Raw genomic sequence first — 20,895 nt, forward strand, 5'->3', positions numbered from 1 at the left:
TGGCTGCAAGCCATTCGTCGAAGGAGACACGATGCCGCTCGACCCGATCATCACCGAGGCCGATACCCGCGCGTACGCCCTGATGTCGTCCACGCCGGTGTCGTCACCCACCGAGCAGCGCGCCCTCGCGCTTCGGATCGACGAGGAGATCGTGTTGCCGCTCGTCGCCTCGCCCCCGCCGGTGGACGTGCGGACCGAGACGGTGCCGGTACCCGGAAGAGACGACGTGACGGTGCACGTCTACACGCCGGAGAGCGAATCGGCCGCCGGCGGGTACCTGTTCTTCTTCGGAGGCGCTTTCCGCCAGGGCGGCCTGCACTTCCCGAGCGTCGACGCCGTGCTGCGCAGCCGCGCGGCGAAGGCCGGCACCGTGATCGTCGCGCCCGACTACGCGCTCGCGCCCGAGGAGCCGTACCCGATCGCGCTCGCGCAGGCTGCGGCGGTGCTGCACTGGATGACGGAGCAGGCCGACGCACTCGGCATCGACCCGGCCGCGGTCTCGATCGGCGGGATGTCGGCGGGAGGAGACATCGCGGCGGTTCTCGCGCTGATGAACCGCGACGGCGACGGTATCCCGATCCGTCGTCAGATCCTCGAAGTGCCCGTCTCCGATCTGACCGGCGGCCACCTCTCGCTGGAGGTCGCGCGAGACCTCGGCCTCGATGAGTCGACGATGGTGCCCATGATGCGCGAGCTCGCCGACAACTACCTCGCGGGAGCGGATCCGACGGCCCCTACCGCGTCTCCCCTCTTCGCGCCCGATCTGTCAGGGCTGCCCGACGCGCATGTCCTCGTCGCGGAGGTCGATGTCTTCCGGGGTGATGGCGAAGCGTACGCCGCGGCGCTGCAGGAGCACGGGACACCGGCGACACTGCACCACTTCACGGGCATGACTCATGGGAGTCTGGCCTATACGAAGGACGTCGCAGGAGCGCAGGAGTGGGAGCGCACCGTGGTCGACCTTCTTCGCGGCTGAGGCAGGAGCGATGGGATCCATGACGCAGATGAGCCCGACCGTCCGCACCGAGAGCGGTGAGGTGCGCGGCACGACCTCCGACGCCCTGCACGTCTTCCGCGGCATCCCCTACGCGGCCCCTCCGTTCGGAGCGAACCGCTTCCGTCCACCGGCGAGAGCCACGTCGTGGGACGGCGTTCGGGACGCGACACGCTCCGGGGTCGCCGCCCCGCAGCCGACACCGCCCGCATCCGATCCATGGGCGCCGATATACGCGCCGACCGATACCGGCGAGGACTGTCTGAGTCTCGACATCTGGACGCCGGAGCTCGGCGCCACGCGGCTTCCGGTCGTCGTGCACATCCACGGCGGCGGGTACGTCTCGGGGGCCGGGTCGCTGCCGCTCTACTCAGGGCGGGCATTCGCCCGCGACGGGATCGTCCACGTCAGCATCAACTACCGCCTCGGGATCGACGGCTTCCTCCACCTCGGCGAGGGGCATGACAACCTCGGGCTGCGCGATCAGATCGCCGCGCTCGAATGGGTGCAGCGCAACATCGCGACCTTCGGCGGCGATCCCGACCGCGTCACGATCATGGGGCAGTCCGCGGGGGGAGTGAGCGTCTTCACGCATCTCGCGATGCCGGCGTCGGAGGGCCTTTTCCACCGGGCGATCGCGCAGAGCGGGTCGACGATCGGCTCGATGAGCATCGACACCGCCGAGCGGCAGACGCGCCAGGTGGCTCGCGGACTGCGGGTCGCTCCGACCATCGACGCCCTGGGGGATGTGCCGCTGGACCGGACGGTCGCGGCCGCGCAGAAGCTGGCCACCCGCTTCGCCTTCGGGCTGCTGCGCGGAGACCCCGAATCACTCATGATCACCCCGTTCCGAGCGGTGCACGGCACGGCGATGCTGCCCGAGATGCCCTCGGCGACCGCGGCCCGGTCCACGGTTCCCCTGCTCACCGGGACCGTGCAGAACGAGACGATCGGCTTCATCCAGGCGCTCACCTCGATGCCCCTGCTGCGCGGCCTGGCGCGGCGCGGACTGCGACGTGCCCTCGGCATCGACGCGGCGACGCGTGCGGCGTACGCATCGGGAGAGCGCGCCCTCAGCGACGCCGACCTCGTCAACGAAGCGGCCTGGACGGACTGGAGCTTCCGCGGGCCGACGAGGCGCTTCGTCACGGAGCGGCCGGGGCCGTCGTGGCTCTACGAGTTCCGCTGGCACGTGCCCTCGGAGCCCGCCGGGGCCGTGCACGGCATCGACCTGCCGTTCAGCGCCGACGCGCTGGACACCGTCGGGCTTCTCGGCGAGGAGGCGCGCCGGTACTTCGAGGCCGCGCCGCAGGCGCTCGCCGACGACATGCACGGCGCATTCACTGCATTCATCCGCACCGGTGATCCGGAGTGGGAGCGGAGCGACGGCGTCGCCCGGCCGCGGGTGTTCGGCGGCGGGGGTACGGCGGCGGGCTGACCGCGTCTCGTCTCGCTTCGCTCGCTCAACGACCGGGGCGTACGCAGCCAGCCAGTGACTTCTGTCTGAGGCTCAGGCAGAGTGATGCCATGCGCGTCATCGTGAGCGGAGCAGGTCTCGGCGGACTCGTGCTCGCCCACGCCCTGCGCGACCACGCCGAGGTCGTCGTCGTCGACCGCGACGCGCACCCCGGCGACACCGGCGGCTACCGCATCGCCCTCACGCCCGAAGCCGTCGCCGTGGTGGAGCAGCACGTTCCGGCGCGGCTCGTCGACCGCATCCGCTCGGTGTCCGACGGCCCGCGCACGTTCTCGCAGTTCACCATCGCCGACTCACGCCTGCGCCCGATCGTCGTCGCACCGGAGCCGCCGGGACAGGACAGGATGCTGTGCCAGCGCCGCGCCCTGCGGCAGATCCTCGCCGAAGGGCTGGGCGACAGCATCCGCTTCGCGTCGACCGTGACCTCGGCCGAGGCGCACGCCGAGGGCGCGTCGGTGACACTGACCGACGGCACCCGGATCGACGGCGACCTCGTGGTGGCGGCGGACGGCGCGCGCTCGGCGACCCTGCGGAGGCTCGCTCCGGAGACGAGCGCCGACACCGGACTCGTCGGCATCGCGGGATCGACTCCGCTCGGTCGAGCGCCGCGGTTCCCGCGCTACCTCGACCACGGTCCGGCCCTCGCGGTCGACCGTTTCGGCACAGGGATGTTCCTGTCGCTGACCTCGCGCGGACTCTCGTCGCCTCCGGCAGACCTCGCGGATGCCGTCGGCCCGCCGTCGCTCGTCTGGGGTCTCATCGCGCGACGGGATGCGCTGCCCGACGTGCGCGATGCCGACCCGGAGGAGCTGGCGGCGACGGCATCCGTGCTGGTCCGCCGATGGCACCCGTGGCTGCAAGATGCCATCGCGGCCTCCGCGGCCGATCGCACCGCCGCGTTCTCCTTCCGCGCGGCGGACCCCTCTGAGCCGCGCTTCCCGTGGTCACCGTGCCGCATCACCGCCATCGGGGACGCCGTGCACGCGATGCCGCCGACGGGCGGGCGAGCGGGATCGACCGCCATCCGCTCGGCCGGCGCACTCGCCGACGCCCTGATCGCCGAGGCTGACATCGACGTCGCTGTGGCGCGGTATCAGTCGCGCGTGAACGAGTGGGCCCGTCCTGCCATCCTGGAATCGCTCGGGCCGGTGCGCGTGATCACCGCCCTGCGGCATCCACTCGCGCAGCTCGTGGCGGGTCCGGCTCTCGGGGTCGCCGGGGCGGTCGGGGCGGCCTTGTACCGACTCAGGGTGCGCGGGACTCGCGACGACTGATCGGAGGCACGCAAGGGCCTGTCGCGGCATCCGTCCTCCGCCCTAGCCTGTCCCGCATGCTGAAGATCGTGTCGCTCGTGATCCGCGTGGACGACCTGCCCGCGCAGGCCGAGTTCTGGAAGGCCGCCCTCGACTACGTCGAGCGTGACCCGGCATCCGACGACTGGGTCGTGCTGAAGCCGCGCGATGCCGACGCGCCGTGCATCGCCCTCGACGCGCATCACTCGGAGCGGGTGCTGCCGCCGCGCATCCACCTCGACATCTACGCCGAGGATCAGGATGCCGAGGTGCGCCGCCTCTCCGATCTCGGGGCGACCATGGTTCCGTGGGACGGGCGTCCCGATGACGCCGACTACGTGATCATGCAGGATCCGGAGGGCAACCGGTTCTGCATCGTCGACCGGCCGGACTGGACGGGGTGGGCGCGCCCGAGCCCCGACTGATCCGCCTACAGCCCTTCTGCGATCTCCTTGATCGCGGCGAGACGGCGATCCCACGCGACGCCGACAGCATCGAGGTGCTTGGCGGTCGATCGCAGCTCCGAGCCGACCACCCGGAACTGCACCTCGCGCCCGACCTTCACCGGCTCGACGAGACCGACCCCCTGCAGCACGACGAGGTGCCGCGCGATCGCCTGACGCGTCACCGGCAGCTTCCCCGCGAGCGCCGACGCCGACGCATCGCCCTCGCCGAGCGCCGCGAGGATGCTCCACCGCGTCTCGTCGCCGAGCGCCGCGAATACGGCCACCATGGCCTGCATCGTCATGCGCCGCGCTCGACCAGCGCGACGAGCTTGTCGAGCTCGCTGTCCCACCCCTGGCGGTGGCTCTCCATGTTGGCGGCCGGATCCGACGTCGCGTCGAACCCGGTCTCCACCACCGTCAGCCGGGTGCCTCCGTCGAGGGGCTCGAGTGTGAAAGTGAACACGGTCGAGCGCTCATCGACCTCGGGCGGCAGACTTCCGCTCGCGTCGTCGTTGCTCCAGCGGTACGACACGAGCCGCGGCTCGTCGATCGCCTCGATGCGCAGCGGAATCGCTCCGTAGTCGTCGAATGTCAGAGTTCCGGTCGCGCCGACGCTGGATCCGTCGAACTCCGCCCGACCGAACCACCGCGAGATATGCCCGGGATGCGTCACCGCGGCCCAAACCTTCTCGATCGGGGCGTCGATGCGGATCGTCCGCCGCACCGAGAACCGACCCTCGTCGATGACGGATGCGCTGTCGTTGGTCATGCTGTCCATGATGTTCCTTTCGAGAGGATGCTGCGACTCACCGCGAGGCGAGGGATGCAGGTTCCGCGATCGGAACCCGGAGGAGACTCGTCGCCCACGCCGCGACGATGGCGATGATCGCGATGCCGAGGCCGGTGACGACCGCGAGCGTAACCCCGGCGATGTCGATCGCAACCCCGCCGGCGAACGCTCCGAGCGCGATGCCGACGTTCACCGCCGATGCCGGCAGGGATGCCGCGAGCGGCCCTCCGACACCCGCGAGCCCCACCACCCGATGCTGCAGCGACGGCGTCGTCGCCATGCCCATCAGCCCGATGCCGAGCACGGCGAGCACCGCGATCCATGGACTACCGCCGAAGGCAAGCATCAGCCCGAGCGACGCCGCCACTCCGGCCGCGCCGATCACGAGCATCCGCGGTGCATTCGCATCGGCGAAGCGTCCGCCGAGTACCGAGCCGACGGTGGTGGCGACGCCGTAGAGGAGCAGGTACGCCGTGACGATCCCGCCCTCGACGCCCGTGACCTGGTCGAGAAACGGCACGAGGTACGTGATCGCCGCCTGCATGCCCGCGAAAGTGAGGACGCTCACCGCGAGCACGGCGAGCACCCGCGGAGCGAACGCGTGTCGGGCCTGTCCGATCGCGCGGCTGCCACTCGCCGTCGGGATCGAGGGGAGCAGGACGATCACCAGGACCAGCACGACGAGCGCTGCGAGCACGACGGCGACGAACGCTCCGCGCCAGCCGATCGCCCGCCCGAGCAGGGTTCCGAGCGGAAGGCCGAGGGCGCTCGCTGTGGCGAATCCGGAGATGACCACGGCCATCGCGCGACCGGCGCGCTCAGGTGGGGTGACCGCTGTCGCGGTGATCATGGCGGCCGCGATGAACAGGCCCTGCACCGCGCCGATGACGACGCGAGCGACGAGGAACACCGGATAGTCGGCGATGGTCGCGGGCAGCAGGTTCGCGACGAGGAAGACCGCGCTCGCGGCGATGAGCACATGCCGTCGATCGAAGCGGGTGGTCAGGAAGGTCAGCACGGGACCACCGATCGCGAGCCCGAGCGCGTTCGCCGTGACCAGCGCTCCGGCGTTCGACAGCGAGACCGCGAGGTCGTCGGCGATGAGATCGATCATGCCGACGACGAGCATCTCGGCGCAGCCCATCACGAACGCGCCGGCGAAGAGGACGGCGAGCACCGCGTGGGGGCGCGTGATCTTCGGCGTGGCAGGCATGAGCTTCCTCTCGCTATGTGCAATCCGAGTGTTGCAGGTTGCGAGCGGAAGTGCAACAGCAATGTTGCAGTCAGGTCCGGTTCATCCGGACTACTGACCGGCCTCATTCGCTCCGGAGTCCGGCGCGAGCGAGCGGTAGAAGTAGAACGCCTTCTCCCCCGTGTCGGGGTCGCCGTTGCTGAAGCCGTGGGCCTCGTAGAAGCGCATCGTGTCGGCATCCGACTCGTCGACGTTGATCTCGATCTCCGCGACGCCCAGCCGCTGGCACGCCTCGACCATCACGCGCAGGATCTCGCCGCCGATGCCGCCGCCGCGCTCCTCCGGCGCCACGTACATCTCGTCGAGAAGCGCGACCGGTCCCGCCGACCACACGTTCGGACGCAGCGTCACCAACGCGACCCCGATCGCCGGCTCGCCGCCGAGAACCGCGAACGTCGACGGCCCCGCGAGCAGGGTGCGCAGCCTGCGCGTGAGCACCTCGACCCCCGGAGTGGCGGTGTCGAACTCGGTGTTGAAGTCGTGCAGCAGCTCCGCGATGCGGGGCGCATCGTCAGGCGTCGCCGTGCGGATGCGGTACGCGCGGGGTTCGTCGTTCATCGGGTCTCTTTCGGGTAGAGAGTGGTGCGGATGCCGCAGGGTGGCGGTTCGAGGAATGTAGCGCGTTTCGTCTCGCGACGCTCGCTCGACGACCCGGGGGAGAGCGCGCCGCCGATCAGTTGGACTCGGCCTTGCGGGAGCCGGCCTCGAGCACGTCGCCGGCCGGGAGCTCCTTGTGCCCACCGAACTGCAGACGCATCGCCGAGAGCACCTGGTTCGCGAAGCGGTCTTCATCGCGAGACGCGAAGCGCTCGAAGAGGGATGCTGCGAGCACCGGCACCGGCACGCCGACGTCGACCGCGGCCTTGACGGTCCAGCGACCCTCGCCCGAGTCGGACACGCGACCGGCCAGCCCGTCGAGCGTCGGGTTCTCAGCCAACGCCGCCGCCGTGAGGTCGAGCAGCCACGACGAGATGACCGATCCGCGCCGCCACAGTTCCGACACCTTCGCGGTGTCGATGGGGAACTGGTAGTACTCCGGCTCCTCCAGCGGCGCGATCTCGGCGGAGTGCTCGGCCTCGCGCACCCCGGCATCCGCGTTGTGCAGCAGGTTCAGCCCCTCGGCGATCGACGCCATGATGCCGTACTCGATGCCGTTGTGCACCATCTTCACGAAGTGCCCCGCGCCCGAGGGACCGCAGTGCAGGTAGCCGAGCTCCTCCGGGCCGAGCTCGCCGGTGCGCCCGGGGGTGCGCTCGATCTCGCCCGCGCCCGGCGCGATCGTCTTCAGGATCGGCTCGATGCGCTGCACGGCCTCGTCCGGCCCGCCGACCATGAGGCAGTAGCCGCGGTCGAGTCCGAAGACGCCGCCGCTCGTGCCCACGTCGACGTAGTGGATGCCGCGCTCCTTCAGCGCCTTCGCCCGACGGACGTCGTCGCGGTAGTTCGAGTTGCCGCCGTCGATGAGGATGTCGCCCTCCTCGAGCACCGCCGCCGCCTCATCGGCGACCGCCCCGGTGAGGCCAGCCGGCACCATCATCCACACGGCCCGCGGAGCCTCGAGCTTCGACGCGAGATCGGCCATGCTGTCGGCGCCGACGGCGCCCTCCGCGACGAGTGCCTGCACGGCATCCGCGTTCACGTCGTAGACGACGCAGTCATGTCCGTCGCGCATCAGGCGGCGCACGATGTTGGCGCCCATCCGTCCGAGTCCGATCATCGCGATCTGCATGAGGGTTCCTTCCATCGCCGAGCAGGGGATGCCGTCATCCTCACACGCCCGCGGGCTGCGACCAAAGGGGGTGGCGCGTTTCGCGGCGAGGTGGGTGGGTCCGGCGGTGCGGGTGGTCAGCGGTCGACCCCGTCGGGCGCGTCGATGCCGTCCCGGGAACCGACGACCTCGCTCTCGGGAAGAGCCTCCGCCAACCGCATCCGGTCCTCGGCCGTGAGCGGGATGTCGGCCGCGGCCGCGTTCTCGTCGAGCCGAGGGCGGCGCCGCGTCCCGGGAATCGGCACGACCCCCTCCGACAGCACCCACGCGAGCGCGATCTGCGCGACCGTCGCTCCCTTGTCGCGGGCGACCGCCTCGACGCGTTCGACGAGGCGACGGTTCGCCGCGAACGCCTCCGGCTGGAAGCGCGGCAGGCGACGGCGCGCGTCCCCGGCATCCAGTTCGTCGAGCGAGCGGATGCTGTCGGTCAGCGTCCCCCGCCCCAGAGGCGAGAACGCGACCACGCCGATGCCGAGCTCGTCCGCCGTGGCCTTCTCGTCGTTGCGCAGCATGTCGCGAGCGAACAGCGAGAACTCCGACTGCACGGCCGCGATCGGATGCACGGCGTGCGCGCGACGTAGCGTCGGGGCCGACGCCTCCGACAACCCGATGTGCCGCACCTTGCCCTCGCGCACGAGCTCCGCGAGCGCGCCGACGCTGTCTTCGATGGGCACGTTCGGGTCGACCCGGTGCAGGTAGTAGAGGTCGATGACGTCAGTACCCAGATGCCGCAGCGATCGCTCGCATGCACGGCGGATGTATTCGGGGCTGCCGTTCCGCCCGTGCACCGTGCCGTCGTCATCCGTCTCCGACGACGCTTTGGTCGCGAGGGTGATCTCGTCGCGCCGCGCACCGAGCGCACGCCCGATGAGCTTCTCATTCTCGAACGGCCCGTACGCCTCGGCCGTGTCGATGAAGGTGACCCCGATGTCGACCGCGTGCCGCAGCGTGGCGATCGCCTCCTGCTCGTCGGTGGGACCGTAGAAGGCGCTCATCCCCATCGCGCCGAGTCCGACCGACGACACCGTGAGTCCGTCGCCGAGTGCCGAATGCTTCATGCGTGTCGTCCTTCCGTGCGAGCCGGCAGCTCGCGGTCTGCGATCGCGCGCCGATACGCGTCGATCTTCGTGTCGAGCGCGGCGAGGTGGCGCCGCGTCTCCTCCAACCGTGCGAGCACGAGCTCGCGATGCGCCTGCAGGATGCGGAGCCTCTCCCGCTCGGTGCCCCCACGCCGTGACAGCTCCGCGAGCTCGCGCATCTCGGAGACCGGCATCCCCGTCGCCCGCAGCATGAGCAGCCCGCCGATCCACGCGAGGTCGCTCTCGTCGTAGCGACGCCGATTGCCCGGGTCGCGGGGTGTCGGGTCGAGCATCAGCCCGCGTCGCTCGTAGAAGCGCAGGGTCGACACCGGCAGCCCCGTCACACGGGCGACATCGCCGATCGTCAGGCCCTCCGGAGGCACGACGACATCGAGGGGTGGCAGTGCGATCTCTTCCATGGGTTCATCCTCCGACCTGAACCGCGGTGCAGGTCAAGCGGGACCGTGGGGCGGCGCGGAGAAAGCGATAGGTATGGAACTCGACTCGCTCCGTATATTTATAAATATAAATAGCTTTAATACGTGTTTCGAGCTACAGTGGCGATGTCGCCCAGAGCGGGGCGACCCGAGATCGACCGAGGAGCATCGTGGCTCAGACCCATTCGGCCTTCATCCACTCCGTGGCGGAGCGCGTGCGCGCCCGCGCCGACGAGGCCACGGCGGCAATGTTCGAGCGCTGCTTCGAGAACACCCTCGGCACCACGCTGCGGGAGATGCCCGACGGCACGCTGTTCATGCTCACCGGCGACATCCCCGCGATGTGGCTGCGTGACTCCACCGCGCAGCTCGGCCCCTACCTGCACTTCGCGGCCGAGGACCCGGCGATCAGCGACATGATCGCCGCCGTCTCACGGCGCCAGATCGACTACGTGCTGCTCGACCCCTACGCGAACGCCTTCAACGCGGCCGCCGACGGCAGCGGACACCAGAGCGACCTCACCGAGCAGTCGCCGTGGGTGTGGGAACGCAAGTACGAGGTCGACTCGCTCTGCTACCCCGTGCAGCTCGCCCACGACCTGTGGACGCTGACCGGCCGCACCGACCACCTCGGCGAGCCTTTCGCCCGCGTGGCCCGCGCCATCATCGCGCTGTGGCGCACCGAGCAGGAGCACGAAGCCCGATCGACGTACCGCTTCCAACGGTTCGACTGCCCGTCGACCGACACCCTCGTGCGCGACGGCCGCGGCAGCGAGACCGCGCCGACCGGCATGACCTGGTCGGCGTTCCGCCCGAGCGACGACGCCTGCGAGTACGGCTACAACGTGCCGGGAAACATGTTCGCCGCCGTCGAGCTGCAGCACATCGAGGCCATCGCCACGGCCGTTCTCGACGACCCCGCGCTCGCGGCGAGCGCCCGCGACCTCCGCACCGACATCGAGCGGGGCATCGCGCAGCACGCGGTCGTCGACACCCCCGACCACGGACCGGTGTACGCCTACGAGGTCGACGGCCGCGGCGGCATCCTGCTCCTCGACGACGCGAACGTGCCGAGCCTGCTCTCCCTGCCGCTGATCGGCTGGAGCGGAACCGACGACCCCCTCTACCTCTCGACCCGCTCCTGGATTCTCAGCGGCGCCAACCCGACCTTCGTCTCGGGCACCCTCCCCTGGGGCGACGAGGCGCGCGGACTCGGCAGCCCGCACACCCCGGCCGGGCACATCTGGCCGATCGGACTCTGCATCGAAGCGCTCACCACCGACGATCAGAGCGAGAAGCAGCGCATCCTGCGGCTGCTCCTCGAGACGGATGCCGGGACCGGCCTCATGCACGAGTCCTTCCTCGCCACCGATCCGTCGGTGTTCACGCGCGAGTGGTTCTCGTGGGCGAACGCGATGTTCTGCGAGCTGGTGCTCGACATCACAGGACTGCGCGCCCTGCGCCGTGAGCCCCTGCGGCACGAGCCCCTGACCGAGGCACGGCCGGCATGAGCGCGCAGATGACCGCGGAGCCGGCATCCGTCTCTCCGAAGACGCCGGCGGGCTCGGCCCGTCCCGCGAAGGCCCGCAAGCCGCGCAACCCCTCTGCGCGCCAGATGACCTGGAACGCCTGGCTGTTCCTGCTCGTGCCGGGTGTGCTGTTCGTCGTCTTCATGGCGCTGCCGATCGTCATGGCGCTCGTGCTGAGCTTCACCGACTACGCGATCGTCGGGGACTTCGAATGGCTCGGCCTCGAGAACTATCTGAACATCGCCGTCGATCCGTTCTTCTGGATCGCGCTGCGCAACACCGCCTACTACACGCTGCTCTACGTGCCAGCGGGGCTCATCGTCGCCCTCGGCACCGCCCTGCTGCTCAACCGCCGTCACCGCGCGGTGCGGCTGTTCCGCACCCTGTTCTACATCCCGGTCGTCGCCTCGACCGTCGCGACTGCCACCATCTGGTTCTGGATGCTGAACCCGCAGAGCGGTCTGCTCAACGTGGTGCTCAGCTGGTTCGGCATCGACGGCCCCGCGTGGCTGTACGAGTCGCAGTGGGCGATGATCGCGATCGTCATGATGAGCGTCTGGGCCGGCTTCGGCGCCAACATGATCATCTTCCTCGGCGGGCTGCAGGGCGTGCCGGGCGAGCTGTACGAGGCGGCGCGGCTCGACGGCGCGAACGCCTGGCAGCAATTCCGCTACGTCACTCTGCCGTCGCTCACCCGCACGACGTTCCTCGTGTCGACGCTGCTCATCATCGGCGCGTTCCAGGTGTTCGACCAGGCCTACGTGCTCACCAAGGGCGGGCCGGGCAACTCGACCGTCACGATGGTCTACTACATCTACAACAAGGGCTTCGGGGCGCTCGAGATGGGCTACGCCTCCGCCCTGTCGTTCGTGCTGTTCCTCATCATCCTCGTCTTCTCCCTGGTCAACGCCAGGCTCACGAACAGGAGGGACGCGTGATGACGAACACCCTCAGCGGACCCCGTACCGTCGCCACCTCGATCGCCGCGGGCACCACGCTCGCCCCGATCCCGACCTCGCGGCGCAAGACCCCGCGGCAGCGTCTCGCCACGATCGGCTGGTACGTCGGCGTCATCCTCATCAGCGTCGTCACGGTCGCGCCGCTCGTCTGGACGATCTCGACGTCGCTGAAACCGGCCAGTGAGATCCTCTCCGGTGCCCTCAACCTCATCCCCGCGAATCCGACGATCGAGAACTACCTGCAGGTGTTCGAGGAGGTGCCGTTCGGGCGCTACTTCGTCAACTCGCTCGTTCTCGGTCTTGGCGGCGCGGCGACGAACATCTTCTTCGGCGCCCTCGGCGGATACGCGCTCGCGAAGCTGCGGTTCAAGGGCCGCGCGGCAGTGTTCGCCGTGTTCCTGTCGTCGCTCATGATCCCCGGCATCATCACGATGATCCCGTCGTTCCTCATCCTGCGCGGCATCCCGTTCGCCGGAGGCAACGACGTACTCGGCCAGGGCGGTCTCGGCCTCATCAACACCTACTGGGCCGTCATCATCCCGGGAGCCGCCGGCGCCTTCGCGGTGTTCTTCATGAAGCAGTTCTTCGAGACGCTGCCCGACGAGCTCGGCGAAGCCGCCCGCATCGACGGCGCGAGCGAGTTCCGCATCTTCACGGTCATCTACTTCCCGCTCGCCAAGGCCGGACTCGCCGTGCTCGGCATCATCAGCTTCCAGGCCGGCTGGAACAACTTCCTCTGGCCGCTGATCGTGCTCAACAGCCAGGACATGATGACCGTCCAGGTCGGCCTCGCGTCGTTCGTCAACAACTACGAGACCGCGTACGGCCCGCTCATGGCCGGAACCGTGATCGCCAGCCTTCCCGTGCTGCTCGTGTTCCTCTTCGCGCAGCGCTGGATCATCGAGGGCGTCGCGCACGTCGGCACCAAATAGCCCCCTTCCCACCACCACAGCACCACCATCCACCGAGGAGAATTCGATGAAGAAGAACCTGCGCGCCCTGGCCGTCATCGCCACGGCCACCCTGGCCGTCACCGTTGCCGGCTGCGCGTCCGGAGACTCCGGCGGCGGCAGCGCCGACGGCCCCGAACCCGTCGTGATGTGGGGATCCTGGTCGGGCGACCAGGTCGATCAGCTCGAGGAGCAGGCAGCGCGATTCAACGAGTCGCAGGACGAGTACGAGGTCTCGTACGTCCCGCAGGAACTCGTCGAGGAGAAGCTGCTCACCTCCCTCGCCGGCGGCCAGGTGCCCGACGTAGTGCTCTGGGACCGCTATCAGACCTCGCTCTACGCCCCGAAGGGCGCGCTCGCCCCGATCGACGAGTTCGTGAAGGAGGATGCCGTCGACACGAGCATCTTCTACGAGCCCGCCCTCGGCGAGATGGAGGTCGACGGAGAGCTCTACGGTCTGCCGCTGCTCGTCGACAACCGGTCGCTGCTCTTCAACCAGACCCTGCTGGACGATGCCGGCGTCACGCCGCCAACGAACTGGGACGAACTGAAGACCGCCGCCGAGGCGCTCACGGTCAAGGACGGGAACAAGCTCACCCAGGCGGGGCTCGACCTCAGCGACCCCGGACTGTTCAACATGTACCTCGCGCAGGCCGGCGGTCAGCTACTGAACGACGACGAGACCAAGACCGCGTTCAACAGCCCCGAGGGCCTCGAGGTGCTGAAGTTCTGGCAGAGCCTGCTCGACGCCGACGTGTACGAGCAGGGCTTCGGCGACACCGGCGACTCCTTCGCCGAGAGCAAGACCGCCATGAAGCTCGACGGGCCGTGGGCGCTGTCGACGCTCGACCAGGTCGACGGGCTCGAGTACGGCGTCGTGCAGCCGCCGGCCGGCCCGAACGGCGGCAAGGGCGCCTACATGGGCGGCTTCGGACTCGTCATCCCCGAGGGCGCGAAGAACGCCGAGGGCGCGTGGGAGTTCATGAAGTGGTGGACGACCGAACCCGAGAACGGTGTGGCCTTCGGCGAGATCGCCGGGTGGATCCCCGCCAACATCGAGGCCGCGAACGACCCCTACTTCACCGAGGACGAGCACTACGCCGCCTTCATCGAGGCCATGAACTACGCGCAGACCCGCCCGAACGTGCAGGGCTTCTCCGACGTCGAGGGCAAGGCTCTCGTGCCGGCGCTCGAGCGCTTCCTCTCCGGCGAGATCTCGGCGGAGCAGGCACTCAAGGAGGCACAGGAACAGGGCGACCAGATCCTCGCGCAGAACCGCTGACCGGACTCCCCCGGCTTTCGAATCGCGCACTGTGCAGCCTCGGCGGCGTGCCGGTTGCCCGGTGCGCGATTCGAAACCCCCAGACGAGAAGGACACATGAACGACACCTCCTGGTCGGCGCGAGCCGACATCGCCCAGCACAGCATCGACCACTGGTTCGGTGCCGACGGCATCCAGTTCCTCGCGAACAGCCACCCGCACGACCGCGGCAACACCGAGGTCTTCAACTACTGGTGGCTCGCCCACGTGATCGACGCCCGCGTCGACGCCGGACTGCGCACCGGGGACCGGGAATGGATGGACCGCGCGATCGCCGCCCGCGACAACATCGTCGAGCGCAACGGCGGCCAGCTGTTCAACGACTACTTCGACGACATGCTGTGGTTCGCGCTCGCGCTGGAGCGCGTACACCGCGCGACCGGCGAGCAGCGGTTCCTCGACGAGGCGATCGCGATCTGGGACCACGTCATCGCGGAGGGCTGGAACGACACCCTCGGCGAGAGTCTGGCCTGGCGCGAGCAGCAGCTGTACTACAAGAACACGCCCGCGAACGGACCGCTCGTCATCCTCGGCGTCCGGCTCAGCCGCCTCGACGACTCCCGCGACTATCTCGGCTACGCGCGGCGGGCGTTCGACTGGCTGACGGCGAACCTCGTCGGCGCGGACGGATTCGTCGAAGACGGCGTCAACCGGGAGCAGGACGGCCGGGTCGACACGCAGTGGCGGTTCACCTACAACCAGGGCCTGTACGTCGGCGCCGCGGTCGAGCTGCACGCCGCCACCGGCGACCGCGCCTATCTCGATCGGGCCGTGCAGACGGCGATGACCGCGGTGCGCGAGCTCAGCGACGGGACCGTCTTCCCCGACGAGGGCGACGGCGGTGACGAGGGATTGTTCAAGGGCGTGTTCTACCGCTACCTCGGCGAACTTCTCGCGGCGCTCGCTGATGACGACGAGTATGCCGACGAGAAGGCTGCGCTCGAGAGCTTCCTCCGCTCGGGCACCGACGCCCTGTGGGCCAACGGCCTCGTCGACGGGCACCTGCGCCCGGGCAACGACTGGTCGAAGCCGCCGGTCGAGTGGATCCCGTACTCGACGCTGCTCAGTGCGGTGTTCGCGGTCGAGCAGCGGGCGCGTCTTGAGGCACGGGATGCCGGGGCGGATGCCGCGACGACGGCGTCCGTGGGGGTCGCCGGCTGACGGCATCCTCGCCCCGCCCCTTCGGTTGGCACCTCCTGTAGGAATTCCTCGCGAACTCCTACAGGAGGTGCCACGTCGCGTGAGGGGGAGCGGCGCGCGGGCAGGCGGGGTCAGCGCCGCGGCGCGGTCGACGACGCTCCGACCACCAGCTCGACCGGCAGCACGACCTTCTCGATCTCGCTCGGGGCGGCGATGTGACGCCGCACGGACTCCACGCCCTTCTCGCCCAGCTGACGCTGCTGCTGACGGATGTGCGTGTACCGGAACAGGCGGGTGTCGAAGAAGGCGTCGGGGTGGTCGAAGCACACGATCGAGATGTCGGCTGGCACCTCGCGGCCCAGACGGTCGCAAGCCTCGCGCAGCATCAGCGCGATGTTGTACTCGCCGACCACGTATCCCGTGATGTCGGGATGCTGCTCGACGAACTCGACCAGGCGGGCGATATCGTGCTCGGTGGTCTCGGAGCTGCCGGGCACCGTCGACCCGATGGTGCGCAGCTCCGCCCGGTTCTCGAGCGGGAGGTGGTTCATCGCGTGCGCGTGGATGTAGCCGTTTCGGCGGTCGTCGCTCGATGACACGTGACTCGCCGAGCTGATGAAGCCGATCGTCTGATGGCCGAGCTCGAGCAGGTGCTCGGTGGCCGCGCGTCCGCCGGCGAGGTTGTCGGAGCACACGGCCGACACGGGGATGCCGTCGAACAGCCGGTCGAGGATCACGACGGGGAACTTCCTCGCGACGAGTTCGAGCGCGGCCGGCGGGATGTACTCCGACGAGCTCGGCAGCAGGAGCAGTCCCTCGACGCCGGCGTCCACGAGCGCGCGGATGCAGGCGTCCTCCTCGGCGAGGTCGCCGCCCGAGCGCTTGATCACGATGTGAGTGTCGGCTCCGGCGGCGGCGAGGATGCCCTCGATCACCTTGTTGCCGAAGGTGTCGTCGAAGCTCGTGATGACGCAGCCGATGAGCGACGGCCCGCCGTCGGACTCCCCCGCGACGCGGGCGTTGGATGCCGTCGGCGTCGCGCTCGTGACGACCGTGCCGATGCGCGGACGACGCATGATCATGCCGTCGGTGCGGAGCAGGTCGAGCGCCCGCTTGACCGTGATGGGGCTGACCTCGAACTGCTTCGACAGCTCCGCCTCGGTGGGGAGCTTGTCACCGACCGTGTAGATGCCCTGCGCGATGGAGTCGCGCAGGGCTTCGTAGACCCGCTTGTAGAGCACGGCGCCCCCTCACCCGAATAGTTATATTTAATCTACAGGGTGAGAGAGCGTCGCGCGGACTCAGCGGCCCTGGGTCCGCATCTCCACGGCTGTCGTCTCGAACGGCGCCAGCTCCAGCGTCACCGCGCCACCGTCGACCGTGAGGTCGCCGGCCGGGTCGCCGAGGAGAGTCGTGCGGCGCGTGGCATCCGTCCCGGCGAGCGTGATGCGTACCCGTGTCGGCTCGTCGGCGAACGATTGCAGACGCACCCGCGACCATCCCGGTTCCTCGGCCGCGCCGACGCCGATCACCGCGACGCGGTCGTCGTCGAGGCGCAGGAAAGAGGCCGCCGGCTCGGCAGCGCCTCGCCCGGCAGCGGCGATAGCGAGCAGCGGCTTGGCGACCGCGGATGCCGTCGACACGGCCAGTGCTTCGACGCTCTGCGATTCCGCGGCGCGCACGCCGATCGCGTAGGAGAACGTCGCCGTGAACCCCTGCTCGATCGGAAAGTTCGTGTCCCAGACGTTGTTGTGGAACCACGAGATCACCGTCGACGGTTCATCCGGCGACGTGCTGGCGGGGAACGGCGAGTACGGCAACGCGATAGAACCGGTCTGCACGAGCGGTGCATCCTTCGTGGCCCAGGCGATCGCGTCGGCGCCGTCGGCGACCGTGACCCAGTTGCGGATGGCACGCATGTGCTGCGGTGCTCCCGGGATGTGCGTGATGCCGTCGCCGGTCACCCCTCCGGAGACCTCGAGCCGAACCGTGGGATCGACCGCGGCGAACGGGAACACGAAGTACCCGCTCTCCTTGACCCGCGTGACGGGCTTGCTGACGCGGTTCTCGATCAGCAGCGTCGGGTCGCCGTGCCGCAGTCGCAGCGTGACGCGCACCGCGTCCACGCCGTCGGCGGGGAACTCGTACACGAGCCGCTGCTCGACCGCGTCGTCCACGCGCTCCACGACGACGGCCGACCGGCCGACGGTTCGCGAGGCCAGCAGCTCGAGCCGCGGCGACACCGAGAGCTTGTTCGCGAGGTGATTCACCCCGGCGCCCGAGCTGCCGTAGGTGTCGTACACGTAGCCGTTGAACCCGGTGAAAGAGTCGCCGTTCACCCACTCTCGGCCTGTGGACTTCTCGACCAGCGAGCGGATCACCGACCGCCGGTCGTCGACCTCGACCCGGATGTGCTCGTTCTCGAGCACGAGGATGTCCTCCCGGCGTCCGGTCTGCAGCGGATGTTCGGTGGCCGCCGCCGCCGGATCGTCCGCGGCCACGAGATCGAACCGCACCCACCCGACCCCTGGTGCGTCGGCGACCGGGAAGGTGATCCACCGGCCCGACTCGCGGTGCAGCGAGTTGCCCTGATCTTCGAGGGTGTGGGGCACGACGTCACCCGATCGTGCATCCACGACCGAGAAGTGCTCATCGAGCCCGACCTGCGACTCCTTCACGAGCACCCGCGCGGTGGTCGTCCGGGCGTGACCCGCGACGTTCACGACGACGTAGCTCGCCAGGGCATCCGCCGCCGGGGCGACGGCCTGCCCGAGGTGGTGGAGCGCCAGTTCGGTCGCGTCGACCGTGCGCTGATGGGCGGCGATGGCATGCCCGACCTTCCACTGCCACTGCCGCTCCCCTGAGTCGTACCCCTCGTCGCCGTGGGTCCAGGAGTTGCTGGCTCCCCAGGTGTGCTCGTTGAACATCGAGATCGCCTCGTACGCCGCACGGGCGTCGGCTCCCTCGGAGGCGACCGGGTCGCCGCCGCTCCACCGGGACAGCTGCGAGATCGAGCGCGCGACGGGTGCGCCTACCTGTGCCTCGCGGGCGAGGGCGAGGGGAACCGCGCCCGACCCGACACCCTCGACCCACCAGTCCCCCCAGTCACCCTCGAAGGTCACGAGCTCGTCGCCGTAGCGGGCCTCCGCATCTTCGAAGAAGTCCTCGTTGCGCGAGACCCTCAGGCGCGGGTACTCCCAGGTCTCGTTCCACTGCCGCACCTGCTCCGAGAGGTGAAGGCGAGCGGGGCCGTTGTCGCCCATGAAGCCCTGCGTGCGCACATGCAGGACGTCCCACGGATACAGCTGACGGCCGGGGTCCTCCTCGCCGTGCGCACCGAACACACCCGGGGGGAACGGATAGCCCTTCGTCGACAGCGCCGTGAGGTAAGCCGAGAACACGGTCTCGAGGGTCTCGAACGACTCGGTGAATCCGACCATCGGGCCCTCGATGTATGCGAGCCCGTGCGGGCTGTCGGTCATCCACACGAGCACCGACTTGCCGGCCGGCGACTTCCAGCGGAACATCCGGGGGTTGTCCAGTCCGCCGTTGCGATGCGGCTCGGATCGACCGGCCCAGTTGTGCGCGACGGCGAGATACCGCACCCCGAGGTCGGCGAGGGCGTCGGGGAGCCCGGCGACCTGGCCGGGAACGTCGGTCTGCATCGCGCTCCGGAACGAGATGCCGTACTGGTCGCGGATCCGACGCGCCGAGGCGAGCAGTTCGTGCAGCTCGTCGGTCGAGCACGTGTCGGTGTGCAGGTTGTACGGCATCGCGCTCAGCCCGATCGATCCCTCCTTCACGAGGCGCACGAGCTCGTCGATCTCGGTAGGAGTGCGATGGCGCTCCCAGTCGTCGAAGGACCACAGCGCCTCCGCGTTCCAGCGGAAGCGCGATTCCTCCGGCCAGTCCGCGGTGCGACCGATCAGCTCCACCGCCGAATCGAGGTACGACCGCTGATTCGCGATCACCGCGGCCTGCGGGTCGGTGTATCCGAAGTCGAAGTGGGAGTGATGCACGACGTGCACGCTCCAGGGACGGACGCCGTCGAGCCGCACGGGGATCGACTCCTCCCCGAGATCGGGCACGCGCACCACCACATCGACGGGGTCGGCGGATGCCGGCACCAGCACGCGCACCGAACCCACGGGAGCGGTCGCCCGTTCGAGCCCGAGCGGCCGGCCCTCGGCATCGACGATCTGCACATCGAGCGCATCGGCGTCGGCGGCGCGGTCACCTTCGATCACCACCCGCACGCTGCGAGCGCTCTGCCCTCCCGCCTGCCGCTGCAACGGCTCGGGTATGACGCGAACGGTGTGCGAGCCGACGATGGCCACGGCGGCGGTCGCTCGCTCGAGAAGCCCTTCGCGGGCCTCCTCTCCGGTCCACGGGCTTGCGGAGATCAGGGACGGTTTCATGATCGGTTGCTCCAGGGTCGGGGTGCGGGGATCAGTCGATGGCGGGAAGGTCAGGGGAAGCGGGACGTTCAGGAGGATGCGGGAAGGTCGCGAGCACGGAGCCAGTGGGCGGCGCCGAGAAGCGGGGCGGCATCGAGGAGCCGCGACGGGACGACCTCGAGCCGGTCGGGGGCGCCACCCTGCGTGAGCCCGTCGTGGAGGGCGCCGACCAGCACCGGCCAGGAGCGCACCATCGACCCGCCGACGGTCAGCCGGTCGGCGCCGAACGACGCCAGCCAGGGCGCGAGCGCGAGCCCGAGTGCGTGCATCGCGCGGTCGAGCACTGCCGCGGCATCCTCCTGACCCTTCGCCGCCTCGGACGCGATCTCCTTCACGGTGCAGACTCGACCGGTGCGACGAGTGTTCTCCGCGACGATGGCTCTTGTCGAGATCGTGTCCTCGAGGGGCCGGCCGTCGAACTCGAGGGGATACACCCAGCCGTCGGGCGGCACTCCTTCGCCGGCGGTGACGATCCGCCCGCGGTCGAGAAAGGCCGATCCGACGCCGGTTCCGAGCGTGACGCAGACCTGGCGGTCAGCCCGGGTGTCGGCGCCGAACGCCCACTCCCCCAGTGCGTAGGCGGCGGCGTCGTTCACGAAGGAGATGCGCTCGGGCGCGAGGCCGAGACGTGCAGCCATACCCTCGCGCACGTCGACGCCGCGGAGGGCGTCGAACTTGGCGACGTCGCCGAAGATGCCGACGCCCCGCTCGTAGTCGAACGGCCCCGGCATCGCGACGACCCAGCGGACGGAAGAGGTTCCGCCCAGTCGCCGCGCCGGTGCGACGAACGTGTCGAGGAGCTCGTCCGCCGGCAGCGCCGGATCGAGCGCTCGCGTCGCCGACTCCACGACCCGCGCCGACGATGCGGTGACCTCGACAGTCGCCGCCGTCGCATGACTCCCGCCGACCTCGATCACACCGTACGGCGACACCTCCGGCATCCCGGCTGCGTCTCGTGCGTCGTCGCTCATCACACGTACTCTCGCATCCTGCGTCGCGGCGGG

At 69.6% G+C, this 20,895-nt stretch carries 19 protein-coding genes; 9 read left to right on the forward strand and 10 right to left on the reverse strand.

Going from position 1 to position 20,895, the window contains the following annotated elements; translation table 11 throughout:
- The first annotated feature begins 31 nt into the window (after positions 1-31).
- The 4 genes from M3195_RS01830 to M3195_RS01845 all read left to right on the forward strand — a co-directional run bounded on the left by M3195_RS01830 (position 32) and on the right by M3195_RS01845 (position 4,188).
- On the forward strand, positions 32-976 hold the full coding sequence (locus tag M3195_RS01830; RefSeq protein ID WP_251584649.1) for an alpha/beta hydrolase: 945 nt from the start codon (positions 32-34) through the stop codon (positions 974-976).
- Between the two features lie 19 nt (positions 977-995).
- Positions 996-2,432: a carboxylesterase/lipase family protein gene (locus M3195_RS01835; protein ID WP_251584651.1), complete on the forward strand. Its 1,437-nt coding sequence runs from the start codon at positions 996-998 to the stop codon at positions 2,430-2,432.
- A gap of 89 nt (positions 2,433-2,521) precedes the next feature.
- Positions 2,522-3,745, forward strand: coding sequence for an FAD-dependent oxidoreductase (locus M3195_RS01840; RefSeq protein ID WP_251584653.1), 1,224 nt, complete (start codon positions 2,522-2,524; stop codon positions 3,743-3,745).
- A gap of 56 nt (positions 3,746-3,801) precedes the next feature.
- Positions 3,802-4,188, forward strand: coding sequence for a VOC family protein (locus tag M3195_RS01845; RefSeq protein ID WP_251584655.1), 387 nt, complete (start codon positions 3,802-3,804; stop codon positions 4,186-4,188).
- Between the two features lie 5 nt (positions 4,189-4,193).
- Here M3195_RS01845 and M3195_RS01850 read toward each other — a convergent pair whose 3' ends face one another.
- The 7 genes from M3195_RS01850 to M3195_RS01880 form a co-directional block, all read right to left on the reverse strand.
- Positions 4,194-4,496, reverse strand: coding sequence for an ArsR/SmtB family transcription factor (locus M3195_RS01850; RefSeq protein WP_251584657.1), 303 nt, complete (start codon positions 4,494-4,496; stop codon positions 4,194-4,196).
- An 11-nt stretch (positions 4,497-4,507) separates the two neighbouring features.
- Positions 4,508-4,978 carry an SRPBCC family protein gene (locus M3195_RS01855; protein WP_251584659.1) on the reverse strand — a complete coding sequence of 157 codons (471 nt, stop codon included), beginning with the start codon at positions 4,976-4,978 and terminating at the stop codon, positions 4,508-4,510.
- A 37-nt stretch (positions 4,979-5,015) separates the two neighbouring features.
- Complete coding sequence (locus tag M3195_RS01860) at positions 5,016-6,212, reverse strand: MFS transporter (RefSeq protein WP_251584661.1); 1,197 nt, start codon at positions 6,210-6,212, stop codon at positions 5,016-5,018.
- Between the two features lie 90 nt (positions 6,213-6,302).
- The gene (locus M3195_RS01865) at positions 6,303-6,809 is read right to left on the reverse strand and encodes a GNAT family N-acetyltransferase (RefSeq protein WP_251584663.1); all 507 of its coding nucleotides are present in this window, start codon (positions 6,807-6,809) and stop codon (positions 6,303-6,305) included.
- Between the two features lie 115 nt (positions 6,810-6,924).
- Positions 6,925-7,980, reverse strand: coding sequence for a phosphogluconate dehydrogenase (NAD(+)-dependent, decarboxylating) (gene gnd, locus M3195_RS01870; RefSeq protein ID WP_251584665.1), 1,056 nt, complete (start codon positions 7,978-7,980; stop codon positions 6,925-6,927).
- Positions 7,981-8,096: 116 nt separating this feature from the next.
- Positions 8,097-9,077, reverse strand: a complete 981-nt coding sequence (locus tag M3195_RS01875; protein ID WP_251584667.1) for an aldo/keto reductase — start codon at positions 9,075-9,077, stop codon at positions 8,097-8,099.
- On the reverse strand, positions 9,074-9,517 hold the full coding sequence (locus M3195_RS01880; protein WP_251584669.1) for a MerR family transcriptional regulator: 444 nt from the start codon (positions 9,515-9,517) through the stop codon (positions 9,074-9,076). The genes M3195_RS01875 and M3195_RS01880 overlap by 4 nt, the downstream gene beginning before the upstream one ends.
- 188 nt (positions 9,518-9,705) lie before the next feature.
- On the opposite strand from M3195_RS01880, the gene M3195_RS01885 reads away from it, so the two are divergent.
- The 5 genes from M3195_RS01885 (at position 9,706) to M3195_RS01905 (ending at position 15,455) form a co-directional block, all read left to right on the forward strand.
- On the forward strand, positions 9,706-11,046 hold the full coding sequence (locus M3195_RS01885) for a glycoside hydrolase family 125 protein (protein WP_251584671.1): 1,341 nt from the start codon (positions 9,706-9,708) through the stop codon (positions 11,044-11,046).
- The gene (locus M3195_RS01890) at positions 11,043-12,002 is read left to right on the forward strand and encodes a carbohydrate ABC transporter permease (RefSeq protein WP_251584673.1); all 960 of its coding nucleotides are present in this window, start codon (positions 11,043-11,045) and stop codon (positions 12,000-12,002) included. Before M3195_RS01885 ends, M3195_RS01890 begins: the two co-directional genes overlap by 4 nt.
- Positions 12,002-12,955: a carbohydrate ABC transporter permease gene (locus tag M3195_RS01895; protein ID WP_251584675.1), complete on the forward strand. Its 954-nt coding sequence runs from the start codon at positions 12,002-12,004 to the stop codon at positions 12,953-12,955. Before M3195_RS01890 ends, M3195_RS01895 begins: the two co-directional genes overlap by 1 nt.
- 46 nt (positions 12,956-13,001) lie before the next feature.
- Positions 13,002-14,255 carry an ABC transporter substrate-binding protein gene (locus M3195_RS01900; protein WP_251584677.1) on the forward strand — a complete coding sequence of 418 codons (1,254 nt, stop codon included), beginning with the start codon at positions 13,002-13,004 and terminating at the stop codon, positions 14,253-14,255.
- 96 nt (positions 14,256-14,351) lie between these two features.
- Positions 14,352-15,455: a glycoside hydrolase family 76 protein gene (locus tag M3195_RS01905; protein WP_251584679.1), complete on the forward strand. Its 1,104-nt coding sequence runs from the start codon at positions 14,352-14,354 to the stop codon at positions 15,453-15,455.
- A gap of 110 nt (positions 15,456-15,565) precedes the next feature.
- On the opposite strand, the gene M3195_RS01910 is transcribed toward M3195_RS01905, so the two are convergent.
- The 3 genes from M3195_RS01910 to M3195_RS01920 all read right to left on the reverse strand — a co-directional run bounded on the left by M3195_RS01910 (position 15,566) and on the right by M3195_RS01920 (position 20,862).
- Positions 15,566-16,675, reverse strand: a complete 1,110-nt coding sequence (locus M3195_RS01910) for a GntR family transcriptional regulator (RefSeq protein WP_251584681.1) — start codon at positions 16,673-16,675, stop codon at positions 15,566-15,568.
- Between the two features lie 60 nt (positions 16,676-16,735).
- Complete coding sequence (locus M3195_RS01915) at positions 16,736-19,852, reverse strand: glycoside hydrolase family 38 N-terminal domain-containing protein (RefSeq protein WP_251584683.1); 3,117 nt, start codon at positions 19,850-19,852, stop codon at positions 16,736-16,738.
- A 68-nt stretch (positions 19,853-19,920) separates the two neighbouring features.
- A complete protein-coding gene (locus M3195_RS01920; RefSeq protein WP_251584685.1) occupies positions 19,921-20,862 on the reverse strand; it encodes an ROK family protein in 942 nt (313 codons plus the stop codon).
- Positions 20,863-20,895: the final 33 nt, after the last annotated feature.

It is taken from the genome of Microbacterium hydrocarbonoxydans, assembly GCF_023715885.1.
Taxonomy (GTDB): Bacteria; Actinomycetota; Actinomycetes; order Actinomycetales; family Microbacteriaceae; genus Microbacterium; species Microbacterium hydrocarbonoxydans_C.

Bases quoted from the DNA above. Each gene is read 5' to 3' on its own strand.
- M3195_RS01830 (WP_251584649.1), top strand. From the start codon at position 32: ATGCCGCTCGACCCGATCATCACCGAGGCCGATACCCGCGCGTACGCC.
- M3195_RS01835 (WP_251584651.1), top strand. From the start codon at position 996: ATGACGCAGATGAGCCCGACCGTCCGCACCGAGAGCGGTGAGGTGCGC.
- M3195_RS01840 (WP_251584653.1), top strand. From the start codon at position 2,522: ATGCGCGTCATCGTGAGCGGAGCAGGTCTCGGCGGACTCGTGCTCGCC.
- M3195_RS01845 (WP_251584655.1), top strand. From the start codon at position 3,802: ATGCTGAAGATCGTGTCGCTCGTGATCCGCGTGGACGACCTGCCCGCG.
- M3195_RS01850 (WP_251584657.1), bottom strand. From the start codon at position 4,496: ATGGTGGCCGTATTCGCGGCGCTCGGCGACGAGACGCGGTGGAGCATC.
- M3195_RS01855 (WP_251584659.1), bottom strand. From the start codon at position 4,978: ATGACCAACGACAGCGCATCCGTCATCGACGAGGGTCGGTTCTCGGTG.
- M3195_RS01860 (WP_251584661.1), bottom strand. From the start codon at position 6,212: ATGCCTGCCACGCCGAAGATCACGCGCCCCCACGCGGTGCTCGCCGTC.
- M3195_RS01865 (WP_251584663.1), bottom strand. From the start codon at position 6,809: ATGAACGACGAACCCCGCGCGTACCGCATCCGCACGGCGACGCCTGAC.
- gnd (WP_251584665.1), bottom strand. From the start codon at position 7,980: ATGCAGATCGCGATGATCGGACTCGGACGGATGGGCGCCAACATCGTG.
- M3195_RS01875 (WP_251584667.1), bottom strand. From the start codon at position 9,077: ATGAAGCATTCGGCACTCGGCGACGGACTCACGGTGTCGTCGGTCGGA.
- M3195_RS01880 (WP_251584669.1), bottom strand. From the start codon at position 9,517: ATGGAAGAGATCGCACTGCCACCCCTCGATGTCGTCGTGCCTCCGGAG.
- M3195_RS01890 (WP_251584673.1), top strand. From the start codon at position 11,043: ATGAGCGCGCAGATGACCGCGGAGCCGGCATCCGTCTCTCCGAAGACG.
- M3195_RS01895 (WP_251584675.1), top strand. From the start codon at position 12,002: ATGACGAACACCCTCAGCGGACCCCGTACCGTCGCCACCTCGATCGCC.
- M3195_RS01900 (WP_251584677.1), top strand. From the start codon at position 13,002: ATGAAGAAGAACCTGCGCGCCCTGGCCGTCATCGCCACGGCCACCCTG.
- M3195_RS01905 (WP_251584679.1), top strand. From the start codon at position 14,352: ATGAACGACACCTCCTGGTCGGCGCGAGCCGACATCGCCCAGCACAGC.
- M3195_RS01915 (WP_251584683.1), bottom strand. From the start codon at position 19,852: ATGAAACCGTCCCTGATCTCCGCAAGCCCGTGGACCGGAGAGGAGGCC.
- M3195_RS01920 (WP_251584685.1), bottom strand. From the start codon at position 20,862: ATGAGCGACGACGCACGAGACGCAGCCGGGATGCCGGAGGTGTCGCCG.